This is a genomic window from Collinsella sp. i05-0019-G5, assembly GCF_042851345.1.
Lineage (GTDB): Bacteria > Actinomycetota > Coriobacteriia > Coriobacteriales > Coriobacteriaceae > Collinsella.
Genome location: NZ_AP031421.1, coordinates 485,102 through 507,921 on the forward strand (window position 1 = coordinate 485,102; position 22,820 = coordinate 507,921).

The window sequence follows — 22,820 nt, forward strand, 5'->3', positions numbered from 1 at the left end:
AGCGAAGTAGATGCTAAGACACAGACAAACAGATTTAGATCAAATGGAATTCAAGCAGAAAGCAGAGGAAAAGAAGATGAGCATGAGCAAGAACATCGCACGCCTGGCAGTAACCGCCGGCCTCACCGCGGCGCTGAGCTTCGGCGGCGTGATGGCCCCGGTGACCATGGCGTTTGCTGAGGGTGACAATACGATCACGATCACGCAGGCCGACAAGAACGGCACGACCAAGTTTAAGGCGTATCAGATCTTTAAGGCCAAGGTTGTGGACCAGAACGAATCCAAGGTCGCCTCGGACATTAAATGGGCGAACGATGAGACGGAGAAGGCCGTCATCGGTGTTCTCAAGCAGGTCGCGGCCCCCAATATCAACGACTCCTCGACCGCCGAGGACGTCGCGGACTACCTCGCCCAGAACGTGCGGGACACCACTGACAAGACCTGTGTGAAAAACAGCGACCTGCTCTACAAGATCGCGGACGCCGTGGCCAAGAATTCCACCCAGACGGGCACTTCTTTCGATGCCGGCACAACCTTTACCGCTCCGAACAACGGCTACTACCTCTTTGTGACCGACGTGCTGGACGCCTCTAAGCCCAACACCGGTACCTCGCCCATCTTTGCCCTCGTTGGTGGCAAGTCCGTGACCGTTACCGAGAAGACCAGCATTCCTACCGTGACCAAGAAGGTCAAGGACGACAGTCCGAACAGCAACTGGGCGGACAAGGCCGATTCGCAGATGGGCCAGAACGTGAACTACCAGCTTACCGGCACTGTTGCTGACAACGTTGCGTCCTTTAGCGCGTACAAGTATGAGTTCTACGACGAACTGTCCGCTGGCCTGACCGCAGACGAAGGCAGCATCAAGGTTTACGCCGGGACGGATCGTGATACTGCAGCTGTGATCATGGCAGACAACTACACTGCTGACGTCACCGCCGACGAAACCACCGGCAAGTCGACCCTGACTGTCAAGTTCACCGACCTCAAGACCGCCGTGGCCAATCTCTCCGCGCAGACGATGATTTATGTCGAGTATACCGCCAAGCTCGACCCCAAAAAGGACGCCAATATCGTCGTGGGCGGCAACGGCAACGAGAACACCGTCAAGCTCGTTTACTCCAACAACCCCATGGCAGAGGGTACCGGCACCTCCGTGCCCGACACCGTGCGCGACTACACCTACGCGCTCAAGCTCATCAAGGAGGATTCTGCCAAGGAAGCCATTAAGCTCGAGGGAGTAAAGTTCTCCATCCAAGCTACCGACCCCGACGATTCCAACTCCAAGGACCTGTACGTCCAAGAAGATGGCTCGCTTGGTTCCAACGAGCATGAGTTCACGACTGATAAAAACGGCGAGATTAACGTCAAGGGCCTTGACGCCGGCACCTACACCGTCAAGGAGACCCATGCCCTCGACGACTATAACACCCTGCCCAAATTTACCTTCATCATCTCCGCGTCCGGTCTCAACCAGGACGAGGGCAATAACACCCTGACCGTCAACGCGACCAAGGGCGAATCCGACCTCGTCCTCGATCCGGCCGTCAACGACGGCACCGTTATCCTTACCGTCAAGAACAAGAAGGGTTCCGGCCTCCCGCTCACCGGCCTTAACGGCGTGACGTTCACTTGGATCGCTGGTGGCGCGGTGCTGTGCATCGGCGTGGCGCACCTCATCCGCAGCCGTAAGCAGGCCGAGGAGTCCGAGCAGGGGTAACGCTCATCCACCTATCCCTCTGGCAGGCGAGATGTGATGGCCATGAGACTTGCGGACACTTTTCTCGTCTATTTACGTTCTTGCTTTGCCATTCTCTTTTCGGGGCAGACTCCGCACTGGAGTCTGCCCCGTTTTTTTGGGATAACGCAGCCAGCCTCCATCGTCCGATGCGGACTCGTTCGTCATCGCGTTTCTTGACTCGTATGAGGTTCGGTTTAAGGTCCGTAGGCGCACGCGCGGTGCGGACGGTAGAAGGCATTTGCGCCGCAACAAGCGCAAATAAGAATGCCCGGGGTTAGAGGCCCGGGCATTTAACAACGTCGGAAACTGGTCGCCCGCGCTCCTAAGTACTTACGCGGGGTGCGTCGTTTCCTGTAACGATTGTATCCCGAATCGCCTCGCCGATTCGGGACATTTTGAAAACTCAAATATGGGCTTAGGCGCGAACGGAATCTCGTTAATTCCGAAAATTATGTATAATTCCAATATAAAATGGAATCGAACGAAAACGATGGAAATGAACGAAGCGCTAATCTATTTTCAAGAAGCACTAGGACTCTCCGCCAAGACCAAAACTTGGCCTGGATCCGCACGCTTGCCGCTGCATCTGCGGGCGATTGAGGTCCGCGCGGTTGACGCAAACGGTTTTTCATTTTTGCTTGCAAGTTTGCCTACTGGCGTCGGGCTTCCCGAGGCTAAGAGGGTCTATAGTCAGCTAGCCTTGCGCGCGGAGACTCCTGTTGTCGTTTCGTTTCCTGATGCCGATGCACGTCAGCGCAAAGCATTGGTCGCACAAGGGATTCCCTTTGTCTGCCCAGGTAGACAGGCTTTTCTTCCATTTATGGGCGCAGCCTGCACGGAAAGGAGCGGTGCCCGGTTTCGCAATCACGCGACCAAGATGTCACCCAACGCGCAGGCTGCCGCAATCTGGGGAGCAGCCCAGGAGCCATATCGTCCCTATGACCTTTGTCGTGCGCTTGGGATTTCGGCAAGCCGCGCGAGTGAGGCCATAACCGAGCTTGTTGACAGGGGGCTCGCGAGGCGCGAGCGTCGCGAGCGACGTGTCGTCGTGTTCCCTGTTGCCGTCGATCTTCTGCTCAGCGAGCACATGGCAGAGCTCTCCTCGCCTGTCTCGAAGGTCTTTTTTGCAAGGAAGACGCCGCAGATCGACTATCTTGTTGACGCCGGGGAGACGGCGCTCGCTGCGCGTTCGATGCTCGCTGCGCCGGGCATGGAACAAAAGGCCGTCTTAAGAAGTGCATGGCGTCAACTGAGCGTCCTCGAAGTCGCAGACGGGGAGTTGCCGGATAACGAAACGGCGATGATCCAAGTGTGGCGCTATGCGCCCGTGTTTGCCGACTCCTCCCGTGTCGACAACATTTCGCTTGCGCTATCTTTGGCGGCAATCGACGATGAGCGAATTCAGCTCGAAGTCGATCGCATGTTTGGAAAGGAATATCCATGGCAAGAAGCGCTGTAGAAGGTCTCCAAGAATTCGGACCGTAGGCGGTGTTTCGGTCCTAGCTGCGTTGTCCGGCGTACGAGCTCGCGAATCGGCTATTATTTGTTTAGACAACTTGAGTTGTAGAGGAGTGACCGGCGATGGTGCAGGGCGCCAAACATATGAAGAGCAATAACGCTGCGGCCAACGGCGGCTCAAGCCCTCAGCCCAAACCTCAACCAAAGCCCAAGCGCCGCCGCAAGCGGCTGCCGCGCTGGGCCGACCGGCTCATCACCATCGTCATCATCCTTATCGGCGTGGGCCTTATGACCTGGCCGTGGATCTTGGACCGGCTCGAGGCCTCGGGCGTGTTCAACCAGATCAGCACCGTGTCCAGCACCGTGGACGCGCTGTCTGCCGAGGAGCGCGAGCGCATCCTGCTCCAGGCGCGCTCCTTTAACGAACAGCTGGCGGGCGAGGCCACCGAGCTTCCCGCCGACCAGATCGAGCCCTACGCCCAGCAGCTCATCTTTGACCGCGACCCTATGATGAGCTGGGTCGAGATCCCCTCCATCGACGTGAGCATGCCCATCTACCACGGTACGAGCGAGGAAGTCCTTATGGCGGGCGTCGGCCACCTGGAGGGCACGAGCCTGCCGGTGGGCGGCACCTCGACGCATTGCGTGCTCACCGCGCACTCGGGCATGCGCAACCTGAGCATGTTCGACGACATCCACTCGCTGGAGCCCGGCGACCTGGTGCTGCTGCACACCATGAACAAGACGCTCGCCTACAAGATGGTGGACTCCGAGGTGGTGCTGCCCGAGGAGATGGAGTCGCTGACCATCGAGCCCGGCGCCGACAAGGTGACGCTCGTCACCTGCACGCCCTACGGCGTGAACGACCATCGCCTGCTGGTGCATTGCGTGCGCACCAAGTACAACAAGAAGGACGTCGACAAGCAAAAGTCGCTGGCCGGCCGTCACTGGGGCAAGCGCGAGTTTGCCGTGCTCATCGTGGTCGTGGCCATTGTGCTGTTGCTGCTGGACATCGTGATCCACGCGGTCCGCAAGCGCCGCAAGGCCAAGGCCTCGGCATAGGACATTCTTCAGAACCACCACAATGGGGACAGGCACCTTTGTGGTGGTCGGGACTTCCAAACCATCACAACATTCGATGAAAATCGCGATTTTGGCGAAAAGCGTCGAATGTTGTGATGGTTATCGTTGTGGGCGGGACGGTTTTCGCTATGGACGGTGCGGTTTTGCTGCAGAACCGCCAGCCCGCCGCCTGCCAACCGCCGCCCTCGTTACGTTTTCGCTGCATTTGGGTAAAGCGCCTGCTCCAAGCGGCGTTGCCTTGTATACTAGAGCGGTTTATCTGTTATGCGGAAGGGAGCGCCTATGGCACTCAGCGAGAAAGACGTGCGCGGCATCGCCGAGTACGCAAAAATCGCACTGACCGATGACGAGCTCACCCAGATGACGTCCTACATGAACGACGCCGTCCAGATGCTCGAGCCCGTCTTGCAATATGACTTGCCCGACGTGGAGCCCACGTTCCATCCCATCGGAAGCCTGTCCAACGTGATGGGCGACGACCTGCGCGAGCCCGAGCGCGATCTGCCGCTCGACGTCGCGCTCGAAAACGCCGGCAGCGCGCGCGACCGCTACTTCCGCGTGCCGTCCATTTTGGGAGAGGGGGAGAGCGAGTAATGGCGCAGAGCTTCGATTCCCTTACCGCCGCCCAGATCGCCGCGGGCGTTGCCGCCGGCGACTTTACCGCTACCGAGGTGGCCCAGGCCTCCCTTGCCGCCATCGAGGCGCGCGAGGGCGGGGTCCAGGCATTCCTGCAGGTGGCGCCCGAGCTTGCGCTCGAGGCCGCCGCGCGCGTGGATGCCGACCGTGCCGCAGGCAAGCCGCTGCCCCCGCTCGCGGGCGTGCCGCTGGCCATTAAGGACAACATGAACCTCGTGGGCACGCGCACCACCTGCGCTTCCCGCATGCTCGGGGACTACCAGAGCGTCTACACCGCCACCTGCGTCCAGCGCATGCTCGACGCCGGCTGCCTGCCCATGGGCAAGGCCAACATGGACGAGTTCGCCTTTGGCAGCTCCACCGAGAGCTCGGCGTTCCACCGCACCAACAACCCTTGGGATACCGAGCGCGTGCCCGGCGGCTCCTCGGGCGGCTCCGCTGCCGCCGTCGCCGCGGGCGAGGTCGCGCTCTCGCTGGGCTCGGACACCGGCGGCTCCATTCGCCAGCCGGCGTCGCTGTGCGGCGTGGTGGGCTTTAAGCCCACGTATGGCGCCGTGAGCCGTTACGGCGTGGTTGCCTTTGGCTCGTCGCTCGACCAGGTGGGCCCCTTTGGCCGCACGGTCGAGGATGTCGCGCTGGCCATGAACGCGCTTACCGGCGCGGGCCACGATCCGTACGACTGCACCAGCCAGGATTGCGCCGTCGACTTTACCGAGCATCTCAACGACAGCATCGAGGGCAAGCGCGTGGGTATCATCCCCGCGTTTATGGAGGCCGATGGTCTGACGCCCGAGGTCAAGGCCGCTGTTCAGCGCGCCGCCCAGGAACTGCAGAACCAGGGCGCCGAGCTGGTCGAGGTCGACCTGCCGCACCTGGACGCCGCCATCGCCGCCTACTACGTCATCGGCCCGGCCGAGGCGTTCTCCAACCTGGCTCGCTTCGACGGCATTCGCTACGGCTACCAGGAGGAGGGCTGCGCCAACCTGTCCGACCAGAGCTCGCTTTCGCGCGCCCACGGCTTTGGCGCCGAGGCCAAGCGCCGTCAGATGCTCGGCGCCTACCTGCTGAGCTCGGGCGTGTACGACAAGTACTACTACGCCGCGCAAAAGGCCCGCACGCTCATCACGCAGGACTATGACGCCGCGTATGCCAAGGTGGACACCATCCTCATGCCCGCCTCGCCGCGCACGGCCTTTAAGTTTGGCGAGCTCAACGACCCTACGCAGATGTACCTCTCCGACCTGTACACCATCTCGCTCAACATTTGCGGCAACGGCGGTATCTCGGTGCCGCTGGGCCTGGGCGATGACAGCAAGCTGCCCGTTTCTGCCCAGCTGGTGGGACCTGCCTTTAGGGACCGTCAGCTGCTCACGTTTGCCCGCGCCCTGGAGCGCGGCTTTGCCGATGCCGCCACGGGTGCGCCCGCGCTTTCCGTCGCGCCCGATTTTGCCGGGAAGGGAGGCGAGCTGTAATGAAGGAGCTTTCCGAGGTCCTGCAGGATTGGGAGGCCGTGATCGGCCTGGAGATCCACACCGAGCTCACCGCACTCGATACCAAGATGTTCTGCAACTGCAAGCTCAGCCACGATGACGAGCCCAACGCCAACGTGTGCCCGGTGTGTCTGGGCCTGCCCGGCGCCCTGCCGGTGCCCAACAAGCGCGCCATCGAGAGCATCGTCAAGGCCGGTCTCGCCACCAGCTGCGAGATCCAGCGCCACTCGATGTTCTACCGCAAGCACTACTTTTATCCCGACATGGCCAAGAACTTCCAGACCACGCAGGGTCCGGTCGCCTTTGCCATGTACGGTCACCTGGATCTTGACGTGACAGGTCGCGGTGCCGCCGAGCGCCCCGACTGCGCGTTTGGTGAGGCCGAGGCGCAGAGTCTGGCGAGCGCCTCGGCCAACGCCGAGGGCCTGTCCACGTCCATGACGTCGACCATGCGCGAGGGCAACCAGCGCGCCGGCCACCTGGCCAGCTACGATGCGTCCAACTTGCAGATGCCTGAGCGTCGCGAGGACGGTTCCTACACGGTGCCCATCCGCATCCTGCGCATTCACATGGAGGAGGACGCCGCCAAGATGGTCCATGTGGGCGGCGCCGAGGGCCGCATTACCGCCGCGGCTGAGTCGCTCGTCGACTACAACCGCTGCGGCACGCCTTTGATTGAGCTCGTGACTGAGCCCGACTTGCGCACGCCCGAGGAGGCTCGCCTGTTTATGGAAAAGCTCCGTCGCATCTTTGTGACGCTGGGCATTTCGGACTGCTCCATGGAGAAGGGCTCCATGCGCTGCGACGGCAACGTGTCGCTGCGCCGCCGCGGCGAGACCAAGCTGGGCACCAAGACCGAGCTCAAGAACCTCAACTCGTTTAAGAGCCTGCACGATGGCCTTGCCTACGAGATCTGCCGCCAGGCCGAGGTGCTCGAGGAGGGCGGCATCATCTATCAGGAGACCCGCCACTGGGAGCCCAGTCGCAAGCGCACCGTGGTCATGCGTGTGAAGGAAACGGCAGACGACTATCGTCTGTTCCCCGACCCCGATCTGGCGCCGTTCGATCTGGACGACGAGTTCATCGACCGCTGCCGTGGCGAGATCCCCGAGCTGCCCGATGCCAAGCGCGTCCGTTTTGAGGCCGACTTTGGCATTAAGGCGGCCGACGCCGAGCAGATTGCCGGCGACCCCGAGTTTGCCGAGTTTTTTGAGGCCGCCGCTGCCGGTATGGCTGGCAAGGAGGCCCAGACGGTTGCAAACTTGCTGGTGAACGAGATGATCGCCTATCTTAAGGGCGCGGGCGTGTCGCTGACCGAGTCCGGTATCGCGCCGGCTCAGGTTGCGGCGCTGGCTAAGCTGCTGGCGACCGATGCTATCAGCTCCAACCAGGCGCACGAGGTCTTTGAGGCCATGGCCCAGACCGGCGACGACCCCAACAAGATCGTCGACGAGCGTGGTATGCGTCAGGTGAGCGATGCCGGTGCGCTGCAGCCGATTGTGGACGAGGTGCTGGCAAACTGTGCCGAGCAGGCGCAGCAGTATCGTGACGGCAACCAGAAGGTCATCGGCTTTTTGGTGGGCCAGTGCATGAAGGCGAGCCGCGGCAAGGGCAACCCGAAGCTCTTCAACGAGTTGCTGAGAACGTCGCTCTCGTAAGCGGGAACCGAGGGGCCGGGCGCAGGGCCTTGCCTCTCAATTTCGGACAGTCCTGACTCACGACGGAGGCGCCACTGGCGCCTCCTGTTCGTGCGGAACTCATTGAGAGGCAAGGCCCTGCGCTCGGCCCCTCGGTTCCGTGACGACTCGGCCGTTCGGGTCAGGCGGGCTGATAGGAAAGATGGTGACGGAGGCGCAAAATGCGCCTCCGCCTTTTGAATGTGATGAAAGTGTGGCGAAATGAGCTTAAAACTTCCGTAAATGTGATAAATGTCACGTTTTACCTAGGGTAAAATGTGGGAAATATCACGTTTACGGAAGATTCTTTGCGGGAGGTTCGGCCATGCAGCGAGATATCATTGCCAAGCTTAACGCTTGGAAAGCGTCAGAATATCGTAAGCCGCTTATCCTTAAGGGGGCGCGCCAGGTTGGAAAGACGTGGGCGCTTAAGGAGTTCGGTCGAACCTCGTACCGCAATTTTGTGTATCTGACGCTCGAGGAGCCGTCACCTGGGGTACAGAGCGAGTACGCTCAGTTTTTCGAAGGTACGCGCGATCCTCGACGGATCATCTCAAATCTTTCCCTGGCACTTGGACAGCCTATCGAGCCCGGCGAAACGCTGCTTATTATTGATGAGATCCAGGATTGTCCTTCTGCAGTCGGCGCCCTTAAATACTTCTGTGACGAGGCCCCCGAGTATCACGTCGCATGCGCAGGGTCTTTGTTGGGCGTTCGCTTGTCCCGTGAGACCAGCGCTTTTCCGGTGGGAAAGGTCGAGTTCATGGAGATGCGCCCCATGAGCTTTTCCGAGTTTCTGAAAGCCGAGGGCGCTGCAAACTACGACGAATACCTTGGCGGCCTGGATCAGATCGAGACAGTGCCCGATTTCTTCCATGTCCGTCTCGTCGAGCATCTTCGTCGTTATTTTGCATGCGGCGGCATGCCAGAGGCTCTTGGCCGGTGGGTGGAGACGGGCGATATCGTTCAGGTCGATAAGGTGTTGTCTGATCTCTTGGATTCCTACGAGCGCGATTTTGCCAAGCATGGTGGCCGTGCGCAGTTCGCCAAGCTTTCGCAAATATGGAACTCGATTCCAGCTCAGTTGGCGCGCGAGAACAAAAAGTTCGTTTGGGGTGCGGTGCGCGAGGGGGCTCGTGCTCGAGAATACGAGGATGCTCTGGAATGGCTTGCCGATGCTGGGCTCATCACGGCGGTTCGCCTTAATGCTGCCGGTGGTGTGCCGCTCTCTGCGTACGATGACCTCAAGGCATTTAAAGTCTACTGTCTTGATGTCGGCTTGCTGCGCCGCATGGCAAGGCTGGATGCGTCCGCTTTTGCCATCTCGGATGCGCTATTTTCGGAGTTCAAAGGTTCGTTCGCCGAGAACTATGTGCTTCAGGCATTACTTTCACAGTTAGATGCTGCTCCGCGTTATTGGACAAACGAGAAGCCGAAGCACGAAGTCGATTTTTTGATTCAGGTCGGAAACGAAATCGTTCCCGTCGAGGTCAAATCGGGAGAGGTCGTTCATTCCAAGAGCCTTAAGTACTATGCCGACAAGCATGCGGAGACGACTCCATTGAGGGTCCGCTACTCACTTAAGAACCTAAAGCTCGACGACGGGGTGCTCAACATTCCGTTGTATTTGGCTGATCGATCTGTCCCTCTTATCAAAAAGGCGCTTGATTGTGCGCATCTTGACGTTTAGATCCCGGGTGAGCTGACGGGCGGCGGCTAATTAATCGCTCCGTTACGGCCAGGGAGCTTGGGCCTTAGCGATGCTTGCTTCGCCAAGCCGTGGGTGTCATGCCGGTGTATTGCTTGAAGGCTTGGGCGAAGGCGGCCTGCTGAGGGTAGCCTAGACGCTCTGCCACCTGCGCTATCGTGAGCGCGCTATCTGCCAAAAGGTCCTGCGCTCGCTCCATACGGCGTCTGCGAATGTAGGCGCCCAGGGACTCGCCGGTTTGGGCCTTAAAGGTGGCGCATAGTTTGGAGCGGCTTGTGTAGAGCCTCTCGGCCACCTCGTTGATACCCACATGTCTGCCTTTGTCGAGCGTGCGCTCAATCATTGCCGTTGCTTCTTCGGCCATGGTTATGCTGACGCGTGTGTCTGCCGCCTGCCGCGCCTGCTTGTGGGCCGCGCGCGAACAGGCGAGCTCCGCGACCATGGTCTCCACGATGCCCTGCATATAGACGTGTCCGCCTACGGTTTGGGCACGGTCCTCGTTAATCCGGCGCAGCGTGTGATAGATGGCAGACGTCGCTTCCTCGTGCCATGGCTCGGCAAACGCCTCAAAGATTCCCGCGAACTCGGTGGGATAGCGGTGCTCCAGTTCGTCAAAATATCCAGGCAAAAAGAGCACCGAGCGCGAGTGATAAAGTTCCCCCGCAAACAGCGGGCTTAATTCCTCGCCACAGCTATCTTGGATAAAGCTGCAAACGGCATTGTTTGGCCACGGTCCATGCGATGGTTTGAGGTTCGCGGGCGTTATGCCAGTCTCGGGCATGCATGTAAGTGTGGGCGCGCTGACTTCGCTCACGCAGGCGTACGGCTCGGGTGTGTATTCGGCCAGGTACATATCGTGCGTCGGGGTGATGAAATGCTCCATGACAATGCAGGCAGGGGAGAGAGGCATGATCCATGCGCGTCCGTGCGCCCGATCGTTTGCCACCTCGCCGGTAAAGACAGCGCCCTTGCCGGAAAGCTCCAGGCCAAACTGCTCAAACTGTGGTGCGTAGAGCTCAGTTATGTCGGTCGCAGCCCGATGCATTTTCAAAAGCGTCCCCTTCCTTTGCGAAAACGTCCACGCCTGGCTCGATTGTGTGCCTTGGCTAACATATCAATGATAAGTTGAGAACGGTTAACTCTCAAGCCGTTAGAAAGGAATCTCATGGCAAAGGGATCAAAAAGGGAAGGTGGAGGCATCGGCGAGTTGCTCGCGTATGCCGGTGACCGCAAATTCCTAACGTATTTGGGCATGGCGCTCTCGGCGCTCTCGCAGCTGCTGAGCTTTGGCCCGTACGTGTGCATTTGGCTTGTCGCGCGCGATCTGATCGCCGTGGCGCCTAACTGGAGCGAAGCCTGCGACATCGCGATGTATGGCTGGTGGGCCGTGGGTTTTGCCCTGGCAAGCATCGTAGCTTATTTCGTGGGGCTCATGTGCACGCATCTGTCCGCGTTTCGCTGTGCGTCCAATATCCGCAAGACTACGAGCGAGCACCTGCTTAAGCTGCCGCTTGGCTACTTTGACACGCACGCCACCGGTGAGCTGCGTCGTGTTGTAGACGGATGTGCCGCCTCCACCGAGACTTTGCTCGCACACATGCTGCCCGATATCGCAGGCGCCGCCGCCATGGTCGTGGGCCTGCTCGTATTGCTTTTCGCCCTCGATTGGCGCTTGGGCGCGGCATGCCTCATCTCGGTGGCCATTTCGTTTGGCGCCATGGCCACCATGATGAGCGGCAAAGGCGCCGAGTTCATGAAGGCCTACATGGGAGCGCTGGTCAAGATGAACAAGACCGGCACCGAATACGTACGCGGTATTCCCGTGGTCAAGGTGTTTCAGCAGACGGTCTACTCCTTTAAGGCTTTCCACGATGCGATCGCCGAATACGCCGACATGGCACAAAACTATGCGGGCACGTTCTGCCGAGGTCCGCAGGTACTCAACCTTACCGCGCTCAATGGTCTTGTGGCATTCCTGTTGCCCGTGGCGTTGCTGTTGGCGCCGGGCGAGACGGACTTCGCACATTTTATGGCCAACTTCACGTTTTACGCGATATTTTCGGCCGTGGTACCGACGGCCCTGACCAAGCTCATGTTTGTGGGCGAGGCCTCTCAGATGAGTGCCGATTCGCTGGCTCGTATTCGAAGTATCATGGATTCCAAGCAGCTCTCCGTGCCCGCCCAACTCAAGCACCCTGCCGGCGGCGAAGTGCGATTTGAGGACGTAAGCTTTACGTACGAGGGTGCCGAAGCACCTGCCGTTAGCCATGTAAGTTTCAGTGTTCCCGCTGGTAGCACCCTCGCCCTAGTGGGTCCTTCGGGCGGCGGCAAGTCAACCTGCGCAAGCCTGATTCCTCGTTTTTGGGATGTCTCTTCGGGCCGAGTGCTTGTAGGCGGTGTGGACGTTTGCGATATGGATCCGCACGAGCTTATGGACCAGGTCGCTTTCGTGTTCCAGACTAACCAGCTGTTCCGGCAAACACTTGCCGATAATGTGCGCGCCTCCAAGCCTACGGCCACTGACGACGAAGTGCGTGCGGCCCTCTCCGCAGCTCAGTGCGACGACATTGTGGCCAAGCTCCCGCAGGGCATCAATACCATGCTCGGTGCCGGCGGAGCATATCTTTCGGGCGGCGAGGTCCAGCGCGTGGCGCTCGCCCGCGCGATCCTTAAAGACGCGCCTATCGTGGTGCTCGATGAGGCCACGGCGTTTGCCGACCCCGAGAACGAGGCGCTCATCCAGCGCGCCTTTAGCAAGCTGGCGGCGGGTCGCACGGTCATTATGATTGCTCATCGACTCTCGACTGTAGTGGGCGCAGATCAAATCGTGGTGCTCAACCAGGGCAGGGTGCAGGAGTCGGGTACTCATGCCGAGTTGCTGTCCCAAGAGGGTTTGTATGCCAAGATGTGGGCCGAATACGAACAGGCCGCGAGCTGGAAAATCACTGCAGCGACCGCGGATGCCGCCGTCACGAAGGGAGGCGAGGCCTAAATGTTCGCCTCATTCCAAAAGAAGTATTTCCTATCCGATAAAGGCGTCGCCGGCGTAAAGCGCGGCATTTTCTGGACCACGCTCACCAATCTTATTACCATGGCCGGCATGGGCTTTTTATTCCTGGTCATGGCCGGTTTTGTCGAACATCTCGCCACTGGCGCTGACCTGCCGGATGCCCTGCCGATCGTGGGCGGCCTCCTGGTCTTTTTCGTGTTGCTCTTTGCCTCTAACTGGCAACAGTATTACTACACCTACTGCATCTTTTACGAGGAGTGCGGCAAGCAGCGTATGGAGATCGCCGAACGCTTGCGCAAACTGCCGCTGTCGTTTTTCGGTCGTCGTGATCTGGCCGATTTAACCGAGACCATCATGGGCGATGTCCAGACCATGGAACATGCCTACAGCCACGTGTTGGGAGAGCTTTGGGGCGCCATTATCGCAAGCGCTATTGTGTTCGCAGCATCGCTGTTCTTTTGCTGGCAGTTGGCGATCACGGCGTTCTGGAGCGTTCCCGTGGCCTTTGCCGTGCTGTATTTGACGCGCGGCCCCATGGTCCCGGTGTTCGACCGTGTTCGCGCCGAGAAGGTCAAAGTCACCGAGGCGATCCAGGAGACGCTCGATTGTGTGCGCGAGATCCGCGCTACCAACCAGGAGGCCTATTATCTTGAGGGACTCGGTGCCGTGATCGATGACGAGGAGCGCGAGACCACTAAGGGAGAACTCGTTAACGGGCTTTTGGTCAACTCTGCCTTTGTCATTTTGCGTCTGGGGGTCGCTTCCACGCTGGTAACGGGTGCCGCGATGGTTGCCTCGGGGCGGGTCGACTATTTGGTGATGTTTGCCTTCTTGCTTATGGTGAGCCGTATCTATGCGCCCTTTGACCAGGCGTTAATGTTAATGTCCGAGCTGTTTGCCGCCGAGTCGTCTGCCAAGCGCATGCGTTCCATCATGGAAGAGCCTGTGGCGCGGGGCAGCGAGAAATTTGAGCCCGCGGGTCACGATGTGGTGTTCGATCACGTGGCATTTGGCTATGGTGCGGGCGAGGACGGCCGCGCCGGCGAGAAAGTTCTTACCGATGTGAGCTTTACCGCCAAGGAAGGCGAAGTTACGGCGCTGGTCGGTCCTTCGGGTTCCGGTAAGTCTACGGTGAGCCGCCTGGCCGCGCGCTTTTGGGATGCCACTGCGGGCAAGGTTACCGTGGGCGGTGTGGATGTTGCGGGCGTCGATCCCGAGGTACTCCTGCGCGACTACGCTATCGTGTTCCAAGACGTGCTGCTCTTTGACGACACGGTGATGGGAAACATCCGCCTCGGGCGTCGTGATGCCACCGATGAGGAAGTGCTTGCGGCCGCGCGTGCCGCCAACTGCGACGAGTTTGTGTGCCGCATGCCGCAGGGCTACGACACCATGATCGGCGAGAACGGCTCCAAGCTGTCCGGTGGCGAGCGCCAGCGCATCTCCATCGCCCGCGCGCTGCTCAAAGACGCACCCATCGTGCTGTTGGACGAGGCGACGGCAAGCTTGGATGTGGAGAACGAGACCGTGGTACAGCAGGCACTCTCCCGTCTGCTTGCAGGTAAGACGGTTATCGTTATTGCCCACCGTATGCGTACGGTGGAAAATGCCGACAAAATCGTTGTGCTCAAGAATGGAGTGGTTGCCGAACAGGGCACCCCGGCGCAGCTCAAGGCGGCAGGTGGAGAATTCGCCCGCATGGTTGCGCTGCAAAAGGAGGCGGCGGACTGGCAGCTGTAGGAATATGACAAAGGGGCAGTCCCTTTGTCATATTGAGTTCACCCCCATAGTTTCCAAAAAGTTAACCATTGTTGAACTTAATAGTTAGATAAACTAAACTATTTTCCAAAAGTGTGCTCGAGCAAACTTGTTTACTCGGGTGCTGAGGCACCGTGCCGCGTCCAATGCGGCAAAAGGGAGAAACAACATGAAGAAGTCGACGTTCAATACCCTGCTTGTCGGTGGCGGTTTTCTGCTTGGCACGGCCGGCATCAAGCTGCTTACCAGCGCTCCGGTCAAGAATGCCTGCGTGCAGGGCATCGCGTGCGGTATGCGCGTCAAGAACTGCTACCAGGACATGGTCGAGCAGGCCAAGGCCAATGTCGATGACATGGTTGCCGAGGCTGCCTACATCACCCAGAGCGAGGCCGCTGCTGACGAGGCAGCCGAGTAACGCTCCCAGGCACAAGCTATGAGATTCTCGATTATTAGCGAGATCCCCGGCAGGACCCGCCTTCAGTTGGCGGGTCCTGTGCCAGAGAGTGATCTCGATGCGCTTCTTAAGCTCAGCGGCGACATCGACGGCGTGCACAAGGTGCGCGTTTACGGCCGTATTGGCCAGATGGCGCTCGAATATGATGAGCAGTGTCGTGCGGGCGTGCTCGACGCTTTGTGTGCGCTCGATGCCCAGGCCATTGCCGACGCAAAGACGGGTTATGTGATGCAGCTTGAGCCACGCAAGCACAAGCTCGTCATGGATCTTGCCACACTTATCGGCGCCCACTACGCGCGCCGCTGGTTCTTGCCGACGCCTCTGCGTGCGGTGTTTGTCGTGGCCGGTTACATGGCATTTTTGCGCGCTGCCCTTCATGAGCTGGCGCAGCCGCGCCTAACCGTTCCTGTGCTTGACGCTTCGGCCATCGGCATTTCGTTCGTCAAACGTGATGTCGACACCGCGGGCCAGACGATGTTCCTGCTCAACGTGGGTGAGCTGCTCGAGGACTACACCCGCGCCATGAGCGAAAACGAACTCATCAACTCGCTGCTCGATGTGCCCGACAAGGCGCAAAAGGTCGTCGGCGACACCGAGGTAAGCGTTGCCGCCACCGAGCTTGAACCCGGCGATTTGGTCGCCGTGCGCACCGGCATGTCTATCTGTATCGACGGCGTGGTCGAGCAGGGGAGCGCTATGGTCAACCAGGCGACCCTGACCGGCGAACCGCTGGCCGTCGAGCGCAGCGTGGGCGACGACGTGTTCGCCGGCACCGTTGTGGAAGATGGCAGCATCTTGGTGCGTGTGCGCGCCAACACGGCTCAGACCAAGCTCCGCTCGATCGTCTCGCTCGTGCAGACGGCCGACTCGCTCAAGTCCGAGGGTCAGTCGCACATGGAGGACCTCGCCAACAAGATCGTCCCATGGAACTTCCTGCTCGCGGGCCTGGTTGCGCTCACCACGCGCAGCCTCATCAAGACCTCAGCGGCGCTGATGGTCGACTACTCGTGCGCACTCAAACTCACGGGTTCCGTCGCCGTCATGACTGCCATGAGCGATGCTGCCAAGATGGGCGTCATGGTCAAGGGTGCGAAGTACTTTGAGTCGTTTGCCAAGGCCGACACCATTGTGTTTGATAAGACCGGCACGCTCACCGAGGCACAGCCGCGTCTTGCCTGCGTGCTCACCACCGATGGCTGGAGCGAGGATGAGGTCCTGCGCCTTTCCGCTTGCTTGGAGGAGCATTTCCCGCATCCGGTGGCGCGTGCCGTGGTCAACGCCGCCCGCGAGCGCGGGCTCGAGCACCGCGAGCGCCATGCTGCCGTCGAGTACATCGTGGCACACGGCATCGCTTCGTCCATCGAAGGACGTCGCGCGATTATCGGCTCGGCACACTTTGTGTTTGAGGATGAGGGCGCGCAGCTCGAGTCCGACATAAAGGAGCGCATCGAGTCCCAGATGCAGGGCCTGTCGCCGCTGTATCTGGCGGTCGACGGCACCGTTGTGGGCGTGCTCGGTATCGAGGACCCGCTTAAGCCCGGGGTCCGCGAGGCCATCGCCGACTTGCACGCGTTGGGCGTTAAGCACGTGGTCATGCTCACGGGCGACTCGGAGCGCACGGCCGAGCGCATTGCTCGCGAGGCAGGTGTCGACGAGTTTAAGGCCGAGCTGCTGCCCGAGGACAAGTACGCGTATGTGGAGCGCATTAAGGGCGAGGGGCGCCACGTTGCCATGGTGGGCGACGGCGTCAACGACTCACCGGCGCTGGGTCTGGCCGATGTGGGTCTGGCCATGGGCGGTGGAAGCGACATCGCCAAGGAGGTCGCCGATATCATCCTGACCGATACAGATCTGGCCGCAATCGTGCGCCTGCGCCGCATGAGTCAGGGGCTTATCGACCGTCTGTCGAGTTCGTATTCCAAGGTGATGCTCACCAACTCGGCGCTGTTGGCATTGGGTATTACCGGCATGATCACTCCGCAGACGTCGTCACTGCTGCACAACGGCTCAACGATCGCCTACAGCCTGGGCAACGCAAAGGCGTACCTGCGTTAGCGTTTTCGATTGAGTATATGGCCTGCATTCGGGCGGCACCGCAGCCGTCAGGGTGCAGGCCTTCTTTTGTTTGACGATATGTTAGCTCGGATATATGCTCGTGCTAGCAATGCTAGTAAATGCTGAAGGTGAGGTTGAGATGGCTACCGTTGGCAGCATGGCACAGGTGAATGTTCGCGTAGATCGCTCGGTTAAAGAGCGCGCCGAGGAAGCGCTGCGGCTTTCGGGCGTCTCGCTGCCCGAGCTCATCAAAAAGGTCGTGGCCAAGGTCGCGCAGGGTGGCGGGCAGTGCGAGGAAGTGCTTGCGGCCGTCGACGACCGGCAGCAGACCGTCGCGCCCGATACTCCGTTCGCCGCGTCGTGGGCAGCGGCAGACCGGCTTTATGCAGATTTGGGCATCGCTACGTCGCCCGTATCCGACGATCGCGGTTGGGACACAATCTATTCCGAAGCCATGGACGAGCGCTATCGCCAAAAGGGGATGATCCTGTGAGCGGGGCTCCCCTCAAAATAATGGTGGACGCCAACGTATGGGTTGATTCGTTTTGCGTCGACCATGCCGAGTCGCTTGCCGCGCGTGCGTTTATTGGGCAGGCGGCGGAGACGGGGGCATTGCTGTTCTTTCCGGTGCATATCGCCAAGGACGTGCTGTACGTTGTCCAACACGAGCTGAAGCGTAGCGTTCTTGCCAGCGGGGGAGCGCTCGACGAGGCATCTGCCCGTGCAATTGGCGATGCGGCGTTGGCGTTTGTTCGGAACATGACCGAAAACGCTACGGCCGTGGGTGCAGACGCATCCGATCTGTGGCTAGCCGACAAATATCTGACGCTCCATCGCGATTACGAGGACAACTTGGTGCTCGCCGCGTGCAAGCGCGCACAGGTCGATTACTTAGTGACCAACGATCACAAGCTGCTCGAACATGCCGATCTTGCAGCGAAGACCCCGCGCCAAATGATGTCGATTCTTGCTTTGGCCGAACGCGGCGGCGCGGCTATCGGCTGACGCGAACTGTTTGCGGGCCTCTTGGACGACGATGCGCCAAGGGACTCGCGTCTGCTATTTACAAAAGCTCGGCCTTAATGGTGGGACTTTCTGCGAGCTGCTCGGCTGCCTTTTCGTCTGAGCTGTCGAGTGCTGCCAGACTGCGGTAGACCCACTCGTTGACCTGGGTGTTCTTGACGCCTGCAGTCTGCATAAGGGTACCTACCTCGCGGATTGCTGCGAGCAGATCGGCCTTGGGACCTGCGAGCTCTACCTCGATGCCGTGGTAGGCGGCCACGCCGCGGTTCTCACTCACGTGGTCGATAAAGCCCTCGACGGTCTCAAGCTGCTGGGCGAGAGCTGCATCATCGTCGGCGTCCAGCGCGACGAGTGCGTTCGATACCGTGAGGGCGGGATGTCCGCAGGGGACAAAGCCTTCGATGACATCCATAGCTTCGGTAATGGTTGAGCCCAGGCCTGCGAGGGCATTGACGAGTTGCTGCTTGGTATCCATGGCGGTCCTTTCGACGGGTCAATTTTGCTTGGCGAAAATATACGTGACGCGATCGGTAGCAAAAGTGCGAAGTGCGGCGCACATTGGGGTCTTCACAGCTCGTGCATAGAACAGCTGTCCGCTTTCAGAACGTGGTAAGATAACACTCCACAAGCGGGGCTCGCCCCGCATGTTCCTTGAAAAGTCGACGGGTGTTGGGTGCTCGTGCCCAATGCCATCCAGACTTTCCCGACATTCGGGGGCGACTGGTTTCGACACGATAGCTCTGAGAGAGGAAGCAAGCCGAGGTCTCCTCGCCTCGTTAAACAGGGGTACCGTCAAATTGAATTGACAACAACTCTTCTTTTGAGCCTATGGCTCTCGCTGCTTAGTTTATAGCGGCGCGTCAACCCGGTGATTTCCCCGACACCGGCGCGACGTCATGTTAGGGGAATGCTCCTGCGCACGTAATCGGTATGGCGCAGGCTAAGACCGAACCGGTTAGGACGCCGCGAGCGTGTCGCTGCGCGCAAAGCGTCCGAGACTAAACCAGCGACTGAGCTTGGAGATGCCAATCAGGGGGCTTTCGTGGACCGGAGTTCGATTCTCCGCGCCTCCACCAACTGTTCAGTAGGCGAACACATACGCGTGTTCGTCGTTAGGCGGGCGTTCGTATTGCTCGTCAGATAGAAAGAAGCCGCTCCATACGGGGCGGCTTCTTTGCGTTCTAGGCCTGCGGCATGATCTCCTGCTCGCCGTCCTCGTCCATGTACGGCATGAGGAACACGCCGCCCTGCTCGGTGGTAAGCAGCAGGTACTCGCGGTTGTGCTCGTCGCACACGATTTCCTGGCCGATGCCCTCGGGCAGGTCGTATATGGGGCCGTCCGTGCGGGCTGGCCTCACGGTCATGTCCTGCGCTCCCATGGCCTGCGACGCGCAGCTGGCGGCGGCCAGAACGATGAACAGCAGGACGACCGCCGCGAGGATGGGGCCGCACCCGCCGTTGCGCTCCTCGTCTGCGGGGCTCGGGTACGGCATGGCCTATCCCACCTTCACCAGATAGTCGTCGGCCTCTGGCTTGCCCGTGGCCTTGCCCACGGCGATGTAGCGCGTTGCGCCGCTGTAGCCCGTGTATCGGCCCCACACGTAGCCGTCGGCGATCTTGTACCAGTTATCCAGCGTCACGGTCTCGCCGCTGGAATAGTGCGCCACCTCGGTGCCGCCCAGGCCGGGGGCGTCGCGCACGCGCAGGTAGTCCACAGTGCAGCGGTAGGTGCCGCCGAAGTTCTCGGTCGTTTCCTGCTGCGCAGGCTGCGGCTGCGGGACGGCTGCGGGGGCGCTTCCAGCAGTGATGCCGAAGCATTCCAGGTAGATGCGCGCCAGCTCGTCCAGGTTGCCGTTGAACTTCTCGCGGTCGCCGTCGTTGTCGATGAAGCCGTTCTCGCACAGGCGGTAGTTGATGCCGCGCGCGGCGGCTCGGTTCGGGTTCGCGAGGTCGGAACGGCGCACCAGCTTCTCGGAGCGCCCGGGCATGAACGCCGCCAGCTTGTCGGCCAGCGCATTGTCGTACTCGTCAGGCTCAAAGCCCTCCTTGATGATGACGTGCGCGCCGTGGGCCGTGGCGATGCCGCTGGCGTCCATGTGCAGCTCCACCACTGGCGCGTCGGTGCTCAGGCGGTTAAGCCCGCCGTCGGCGTACCAGTTGCGGGACGTATCGCCCAGCTCGACCTCGGAACCGCCCAGTTCCTTGATTCGCTGGCCCAGGGCGCGAACGCGCTCGGCCTCGGTGTAGCCGCCTGCGCAGCAGCCGGGGTCGCCAGCGCCGTGGCCGCAGATGATGAACAGTTTAGCCATTGCCTACTCCTTCCCGCCTACGGTCACGCCCAGCAGGGCGTCGAGCCACTTGGATGTGATGCCTACCGACTTGAACAGCGTGTAGGCCGCCTGCACGCCGCCTACCACGGCGAAGGCGCACGTGACCCATGCGCCCGGGTCTGCGGGCACGCCGCCCACGAAGCCGGTCACGACGCCCGCCAGGAGCGAGCAGCCCAGCGCCAGGATGCGCGCGGCCTTGCCGGTCATGGCCTCGGTCTTGATCAGCTGCACCGCGAACGGCACGGCGAAAGACAGCACGATGGCTGCGATTGCTTGCATTTCTGTCATTTCGGATTCCTTTCTATCGAGCCGATTCCTTGTAGAGCAGGTCAACGCGGTCGGCGATGTGGTCGACCTTCGCCGCCATGCCCTGGCTGCGCGCCTGGCTGTTCGCCAGGTCGGCGTGCAGCACCTCGTTGGAGGTCACGACGGACTCCATGAGCGCCTTCATAGCCTCCATCAGCGCGTTGCTGCGCTCCATCTGCGCGGCGATGCGGCCCTCCATCTGGCTGCGCTCGCGGTCGCGCTGCGCCCGCTCGTCCACCTCGTCCTGCTTTCGCTCTTCGCGCTTGAGGTCGATGTTCGCCTTGCGCTCGTTCTGGGCCTTGAACTCTTCGAGGAACTGCTTGCCGAAGTACAGGACCACTAGGACGAGCAGCGCGCCGAAAAGCGACCCGGGGCCGTACGGCGCGAAGATTTCCAGCACGTCGGTCATTCGTTTTCTCACCTTCTCGAATCGCTGCCGCGATTGTCCGCGAGGTGTCGCCGGGCAAAAGAAAAGCGCCACCGAAGGGGCGCCCGCTACTCCTGCGGCGCTTCCGGCTGGTCGGGCTCCATGGCTTCCAGCTCGTTGATGCGGTCGCGCCACGTCTGGCGCTGCGAGATGATCTCGGCCACCTCCTTGGCAGCTGCGGCGATGGCCGAGAGCAGGTCGGTGATGGACGATGCGGAGAAGATGCGCTCCACCGCCTTCATGACCTTGTAGTCGCTCTGCTCAAGCTGCTGTTTGTAGCCGTTGATCTCCCCGGCGATTTCCTGTTCTGTCATGGGTCGCTCCTTCCGTTGCTAGGGTAGGGGCATGTTCCCATCCGTGTCGCCTCCAGGTTTGGATTGCATTGAGCAACCCCCCCCCCGCGGGATTTCCGAACAGGCTGCGGTACAGCGCGTCCATGGCCCGCACGCTGCGGTGCGCGTCCAGCCGCTTCATGCCTCCGCGCCAGCTCTGGTAGCTCTGCTCCACCTGCTCGGGGGTCATGATGCCATCGGCGACCATGCGGGCCATCTTCTTGAGCTTGCGGCGCTCCCGCGTTATGGAGTCTCGGCACGGCTTCACGACTATGCGGCCCGTCTCCGTGTAGAAGATGCGCTTCTTCAGCCACGTGAACCCGCGCGTGAGCTTCACCACGCGCGTCTTGCGCTGGTTCAGCTCGATGCCCAGCTCGGCGCATTTGCCCTCTATCAGCAGCAGGCACACCTGCAAGTAGTCCTTGGACTCGTGTATCAGGTAGAAGTCGTCCATGTAGCGCCCGTAAGACTCGGGGCGCAGCATCTCGGTCACATAGTGGTCGATGCGGTTGGGGTGGGCCACGGCGCATATCTGGTTCGGCTCGCTGCCCAGCCCCAGGCCCACATCGCCCTGCGCGTCTATCAGGCGGTGCTCCAAGGCGACCACGCGCGGATCTAGCAGCGCGGAGGCCACCTGGTCTTTGACGGGTTGGTGCGCTATGCGCGCGAAGTAGTCGGAGAAGTCGCCCAGGAGGATGTAACCCTCGCGGCCGTGCCGCCTCCAGTGGTCGGCCAGGTGGCGCTTGAGCAGCTTCAGGGCGTAGTCGGTGCCGCGCCCCTTGATGTTCGCGGAGTTCGCGGCTATGAGGGTGGGCACGATCGCGGGCACGAGCGCGTTCTGCGACAGCGACTTCTGCACCACGCGCTCGGGGAAGTGCACGGCGCTGATGTGGCGCAGCTTGCCGCGCTCCCATAGGTCGAAGCGGATGAAGCCCCGGCATATGTCGCGGCCCTCCAAAAGGTCGCGGCGGGACAGGACGGCGTTGCGCAGGTAGTCCTTCATGTACCGCTGCGTGGACGCCTTCCACATCACGCCGCGCGCGGCCTGCTTGGAAGCCTTGCACAGGCTGTTGAGGTCGGCCACGGTCTCAAGCGTGCACGCCTTGACGCGCTCGGCCTTTGCCTTGGCCCGCTTCTCCTCGCGGCGCTTGCGGCGTGCGGCCCTTCTTTGCTCTGAGTTCATAGAGAGCACCCCGCACGGCTTGCAATGTGGCTCTGGCAGCCGCTTGAGGTATGGCCATGAAACGCGGCGAAGCCACGGAGCGCCGCGCCATGCAAGCAGCGTCCGGCCACCCTCGCGGGGTGCGTATTTACGGGCGTGAGCCCGACGGTC

Annotated in this window: 21 protein-coding genes and 1 other RNA gene; 14 read left to right on the top strand and 8 right to left on the bottom strand. The window is 60.7% G+C overall.

The window, feature by feature from the left end:
* The first annotated feature begins 43 nt into the window (after nucleotides 1-43).
* The 7 genes from ACGHIZ_RS02045 to ACGHIZ_RS02075 all read left to right on the top strand — a co-directional run bounded on the left by ACGHIZ_RS02045 (nucleotide 44) and on the right by ACGHIZ_RS02075 (nucleotide 9,774).
* Nucleotides 44-1,720 carry an isopeptide-forming domain-containing fimbrial protein gene (locus ACGHIZ_RS02045; protein ID WP_390448790.1) on the top strand — a complete coding sequence of 559 codons (1,677 nt, stop codon included), beginning with the start codon at nucleotides 44-46 and terminating at the stop codon, nucleotides 1,718-1,720.
* 472 nt (nucleotides 1,721-2,192) lie between these two features.
* Nucleotides 2,193-3,200 (top strand): hypothetical protein, encoded by a 1,008-nt coding sequence (locus ACGHIZ_RS02050; RefSeq protein ID WP_390448793.1) that lies wholly within the window; start codon nucleotides 2,193-2,195, stop codon nucleotides 3,198-3,200.
* 143 nt (nucleotides 3,201-3,343) lie between these two features.
* A complete protein-coding gene (locus ACGHIZ_RS02055; protein WP_157758027.1) occupies nucleotides 3,344-4,261 on the top strand; it encodes a class C sortase in 918 nt (305 codons plus the stop codon).
* 303 nt (nucleotides 4,262-4,564) lie between these two features.
* Nucleotides 4,565-4,876 (top strand): Asp-tRNA(Asn)/Glu-tRNA(Gln) amidotransferase subunit GatC, encoded by a 312-nt coding sequence (gatC, locus tag ACGHIZ_RS02060; RefSeq protein ID WP_055250987.1) that lies wholly within the window; start codon nucleotides 4,565-4,567, stop codon nucleotides 4,874-4,876.
* Nucleotides 4,876-6,390, top strand: coding sequence for an Asp-tRNA(Asn)/Glu-tRNA(Gln) amidotransferase subunit GatA (gatA, locus tag ACGHIZ_RS02065; protein WP_253056683.1), 1,515 nt, complete (start codon nucleotides 4,876-4,878; stop codon nucleotides 6,388-6,390). Before gatC ends, gatA begins: the two co-directional genes overlap by 1 nt.
* On the top strand, nucleotides 6,390-8,066 hold the full coding sequence (gatB, locus tag ACGHIZ_RS02070) for an Asp-tRNA(Asn)/Glu-tRNA(Gln) amidotransferase subunit GatB (RefSeq protein WP_195568837.1): 1,677 nt from the start codon (nucleotides 6,390-6,392) through the stop codon (nucleotides 8,064-8,066). Before gatA ends, gatB begins: the two co-directional genes overlap by 1 nt.
* Before the next feature lie 343 nt (nucleotides 8,067-8,409).
* Nucleotides 8,410-9,774: an ATP-binding protein gene (locus tag ACGHIZ_RS02075; RefSeq protein ID WP_138114181.1), complete on the top strand. Its 1,365-nt coding sequence runs from the start codon at nucleotides 8,410-8,412 to the stop codon at nucleotides 9,772-9,774.
* Between the two features lie 64 nt (nucleotides 9,775-9,838).
* On the opposite strand, the gene ACGHIZ_RS02080 is transcribed toward ACGHIZ_RS02075, so the two are convergent.
* A complete protein-coding gene (locus ACGHIZ_RS02080) occupies nucleotides 9,839-10,837 on the bottom strand; it encodes a helix-turn-helix transcriptional regulator (RefSeq protein ID WP_229107869.1) in 999 nt (332 codons plus the stop codon).
* A 120-nt stretch (nucleotides 10,838-10,957) separates the two neighbouring features.
* On the opposite strand from ACGHIZ_RS02080, the gene ACGHIZ_RS02085 reads away from it, so the two are divergent.
* The 6 genes from ACGHIZ_RS02085 (at nucleotide 10,958) to ACGHIZ_RS02110 (ending at nucleotide 18,074) form a co-directional block, all read left to right on the top strand.
* Nucleotides 10,958-12,784: an ABC transporter ATP-binding protein gene (locus ACGHIZ_RS02085; RefSeq protein WP_175406121.1), complete on the top strand. Its 1,827-nt coding sequence runs from the start codon at nucleotides 10,958-10,960 to the stop codon at nucleotides 12,782-12,784.
* The gene (locus ACGHIZ_RS02090) at nucleotides 12,785-14,542 is read left to right on the top strand and encodes an ABC transporter ATP-binding protein (protein ID WP_138114187.1); all 1,758 of its coding nucleotides are present in this window, start codon (nucleotides 12,785-12,787) and stop codon (nucleotides 14,540-14,542) included.
* Between the two features lie 187 nt (nucleotides 14,543-14,729).
* A complete protein-coding gene (locus tag ACGHIZ_RS02095) occupies nucleotides 14,730-14,975 on the top strand; it encodes a DUF6110 family protein (RefSeq protein WP_022094642.1) in 246 nt (81 codons plus the stop codon).
* Nucleotides 14,976-15,053: 78 nt separating this feature from the next.
* On the top strand, nucleotides 15,054-17,069 hold the full coding sequence (locus tag ACGHIZ_RS02100; protein ID WP_254668683.1) for a heavy metal translocating P-type ATPase: 2,016 nt from the start codon (nucleotides 15,054-15,056) through the stop codon (nucleotides 17,067-17,069).
* A gap of 139 nt (nucleotides 17,070-17,208) precedes the next feature.
* Nucleotides 17,209-17,562: a hypothetical protein gene (locus tag ACGHIZ_RS02105; protein ID WP_138114193.1), complete on the top strand. Its 354-nt coding sequence runs from the start codon at nucleotides 17,209-17,211 to the stop codon at nucleotides 17,560-17,562.
* Nucleotides 17,559-18,074, top strand: a complete 516-nt coding sequence (locus tag ACGHIZ_RS02110) for a PIN domain-containing protein (protein WP_138114196.1) — start codon at nucleotides 17,559-17,561, stop codon at nucleotides 18,072-18,074. The genes ACGHIZ_RS02105 and ACGHIZ_RS02110 overlap by 4 nt, the downstream gene beginning before the upstream one ends.
* 58 nt (nucleotides 18,075-18,132) lie before the next feature.
* Here the strand turns inward: ACGHIZ_RS02110 and ACGHIZ_RS02115 are convergent, their stop codons facing one another.
* Entirely contained in the window at nucleotides 18,133-18,567 is a 435-nt protein-coding gene (locus ACGHIZ_RS02115; protein ID WP_138114199.1) for a hypothetical protein, read from the bottom strand.
* 237 nt (nucleotides 18,568-18,804) lie between these two features.
* Here ACGHIZ_RS02115 and ssrA point away from each other — a divergent pair.
* Nucleotides 18,805-19,168, top strand: a transfer-messenger RNA (tmRNA) gene (gene ssrA / locus ACGHIZ_RS02120).
* A gap of 105 nt (nucleotides 19,169-19,273) precedes the next feature.
* Here the strand turns inward: ssrA and ACGHIZ_RS02125 are convergent.
* From ACGHIZ_RS02125 to ACGHIZ_RS02150, 6 genes are all read right to left on the bottom strand, one after another.
* On the bottom strand, nucleotides 19,274-19,585 hold the full coding sequence (locus ACGHIZ_RS02125) for a hypothetical protein (protein ID WP_346971874.1): 312 nt from the start codon (nucleotides 19,583-19,585) through the stop codon (nucleotides 19,274-19,276).
* 3 nt (nucleotides 19,586-19,588) lie between these two features.
* Nucleotides 19,589-20,401 carry an N-acetylmuramoyl-L-alanine amidase gene (locus ACGHIZ_RS02130; RefSeq protein ID WP_373092434.1) on the bottom strand — a complete coding sequence of 271 codons (813 nt, stop codon included), beginning with the start codon at nucleotides 20,399-20,401 and terminating at the stop codon, nucleotides 19,589-19,591.
* A 3-nt stretch (nucleotides 20,402-20,404) separates the two neighbouring features.
* Nucleotides 20,405-20,710, bottom strand: coding sequence for a hypothetical protein (locus ACGHIZ_RS02135; protein ID WP_117637892.1), 306 nt, complete (start codon nucleotides 20,708-20,710; stop codon nucleotides 20,405-20,407).
* A 13-nt stretch (nucleotides 20,711-20,723) separates the two neighbouring features.
* Nucleotides 20,724-21,137: a hypothetical protein gene (locus tag ACGHIZ_RS02140; RefSeq protein ID WP_390448805.1), complete on the bottom strand. Its 414-nt coding sequence runs from the start codon at nucleotides 21,135-21,137 to the stop codon at nucleotides 20,724-20,726.
* 86 nt (nucleotides 21,138-21,223) lie between these two features.
* Nucleotides 21,224-21,469: a hypothetical protein gene (locus ACGHIZ_RS02145; RefSeq protein WP_117637890.1), complete on the bottom strand. Its 246-nt coding sequence runs from the start codon at nucleotides 21,467-21,469 to the stop codon at nucleotides 21,224-21,226.
* Nucleotides 21,417-22,670: an RNA-directed DNA polymerase gene (locus tag ACGHIZ_RS02150; protein ID WP_390448808.1), complete on the bottom strand. Its 1,254-nt coding sequence runs from the start codon at nucleotides 22,668-22,670 to the stop codon at nucleotides 21,417-21,419. Before ACGHIZ_RS02150 ends, ACGHIZ_RS02145 begins: the two co-directional genes overlap by 53 nt.
* Nucleotides 22,671-22,820: the final 150 nt, after the last annotated feature.

Coding starts and splice junctions, on each gene's coding strand:
- gatB (WP_195568837.1), top strand. CDS start 6,390: ATGAAGGAGCTTTCCGAGGTCCTGCAGGATTGGGAGGCCGTGATCGGC.
- ACGHIZ_RS02135 (WP_117637892.1), bottom strand. CDS start 20,710: ATGACAGAAATGCAAGCAATCGCAGCCATCGTGCTGTCTTTCGCCGTG.
- ACGHIZ_RS02075 (WP_138114181.1), top strand. CDS start 8,410: ATGCAGCGAGATATCATTGCCAAGCTTAACGCTTGGAAAGCGTCAGAA.
- ACGHIZ_RS02085 (WP_175406121.1), top strand. CDS start 10,958: ATGGCAAAGGGATCAAAAAGGGAAGGTGGAGGCATCGGCGAGTTGCTC.
- ACGHIZ_RS02090 (WP_138114187.1), top strand. CDS start 12,785: ATGTTCGCCTCATTCCAAAAGAAGTATTTCCTATCCGATAAAGGCGTC.
- ACGHIZ_RS02145 (WP_117637890.1), bottom strand. CDS start 21,469: ATGACAGAACAGGAAATCGCCGGGGAGATCAACGGCTACAAACAGCAG.
- ACGHIZ_RS02140 (WP_390448805.1), bottom strand. CDS start 21,137: ATGACCGACGTGCTGGAAATCTTCGCGCCGTACGGCCCCGGGTCGCTT.
- ACGHIZ_RS02055 (WP_157758027.1), top strand. CDS start 3,344: ATGAAGAGCAATAACGCTGCGGCCAACGGCGGCTCAAGCCCTCAGCCC.
- ACGHIZ_RS02080 (WP_229107869.1), bottom strand. CDS start 10,837: ATGCATCGGGCTGCGACCGACATAACTGAGCTCTACGCACCACAGTTT.
- ACGHIZ_RS02105 (WP_138114193.1), top strand. CDS start 17,209: ATGGCTACCGTTGGCAGCATGGCACAGGTGAATGTTCGCGTAGATCGC.
- ACGHIZ_RS02130 (WP_373092434.1), bottom strand. CDS start 20,401: ATGGCTAAACTGTTCATCATCTGCGGCCACGGCGCTGGCGACCCCGGC.
- ACGHIZ_RS02095 (WP_022094642.1), top strand. CDS start 14,730: ATGAAGAAGTCGACGTTCAATACCCTGCTTGTCGGTGGCGGTTTTCTG.
- ACGHIZ_RS02115 (WP_138114199.1), bottom strand. CDS start 18,567: ATGGATACCAAGCAGCAACTCGTCAATGCCCTCGCAGGCCTGGGCTCA.
- gatA (WP_253056683.1), top strand. CDS start 4,876: ATGGCGCAGAGCTTCGATTCCCTTACCGCCGCCCAGATCGCCGCGGGC.
- ACGHIZ_RS02150 (WP_390448808.1), bottom strand. CDS start 22,670: ATGAACTCAGAGCAAAGAAGGGCCGCACGCCGCAAGCGCCGCGAGGAG.
- gatC (WP_055250987.1), top strand. CDS start 4,565: ATGGCACTCAGCGAGAAAGACGTGCGCGGCATCGCCGAGTACGCAAAA.
- ACGHIZ_RS02050 (WP_390448793.1), top strand. CDS start 2,193: ATGTATAATTCCAATATAAAATGGAATCGAACGAAAACGATGGAAATG.
- ACGHIZ_RS02125 (WP_346971874.1), bottom strand. CDS start 19,585: ATGCCGTACCCGAGCCCCGCAGACGAGGAGCGCAACGGCGGGTGCGGC.
- ACGHIZ_RS02045 (WP_390448790.1), top strand. CDS start 44: ATGGAATTCAAGCAGAAAGCAGAGGAAAAGAAGATGAGCATGAGCAAG.